Raw genomic sequence first — 927 nt, forward strand, 5'->3', positions numbered from 1 at the left:
TTTAATTACGCAACAAAGCCTTGATTATATGCCAATAAACAGTAACCATAGCCCATCTCACGCCATAGTCCTACGCGATCAACATCACCACCAAATATTTGAGTACCTTGGTGAGTGAAGTAAATACCCAATTTGTTTTGTTTTACCGCTTCATCAATATCTTTGGTAGTGCGGATCATCATATAGTCGTCTGGGCGTTCTTTCATTTTGCTTAGGTAGAACTGAGCGCCTTTCATAATGCCTTCAACCGAGGCATCTAACGAGTCTGCGGAAGGACATGCTGCTAGTACCTTGAATCCAGCGGCTTTGCACTTGTCCATTTCATCATGGAATTCTGGTGCTTCAGGTGAAGACCATTGAGAGGGCCAAAGACCGGAAAAAAGGCTGTCAATAGCCATAGAATCTCGAACAATTTTTTTTGCACGTTCAGATGCAGGATATTTGTGTGTTCGTTGAGGGATTTTTGAATAATCTTTTATTTCAAATTCTGGTAATTTTGGTGCACCTGACTTTGTCGCTTTATCATTACTTGGTTCGATTTCAGATTTGTTGTCCATATTTGAAATTTTCCTTAACAGTGTTAGCTTCTATAAAATATAAATATGTTGGAAGTTTGGAAGTTTGGAAGTTTGGAAGTTTGGAAGTAAAGATAGGTACGGATTTATATCAAACGGAGTGTTAAGCCCTTTGTACGCACCTTTTTATAAATAAACCACGCCCAATGACATGATAAAAACGTGATTTATGTCGAATATTTTTGGCAAATCTATCTAAATGTTACCTCAATTAGAAAATTCATTTAAAAGTATTATATGTGACACTTTAAGAAATTATCGAAGAGGTGAGATAAAAAAGCGATACCTGAGTATCGCTTTCTATAGTCTGATTTATCATTGATTAGGTGAATGGCTCTTCTCCGCTTAGATG

At 37.1% G+C, this 927-nt stretch carries 1 protein-coding gene; it reads right to left on the bottom strand.

What is annotated here, in order from left to right:
- Positions 1-5: 5 nt before the first annotated feature.
- On the bottom strand, positions 6-557 hold the full coding sequence (locus AB4351_RS22220) for a membrane dipeptidase (RefSeq protein WP_372127204.1): 552 nt from the start codon (positions 555-557) through the stop codon (positions 6-8).
- Between the last annotated feature and the right edge of the window lie 370 nt (positions 558-927).

Source organism: Vibrio sp. 10N.261.51.F11, assembly GCF_041471665.1.
Classification (GTDB): Bacteria; Pseudomonadota; Gammaproteobacteria; order Enterobacterales; family Vibrionaceae; genus Vibrio; species Vibrio crassostreae_C.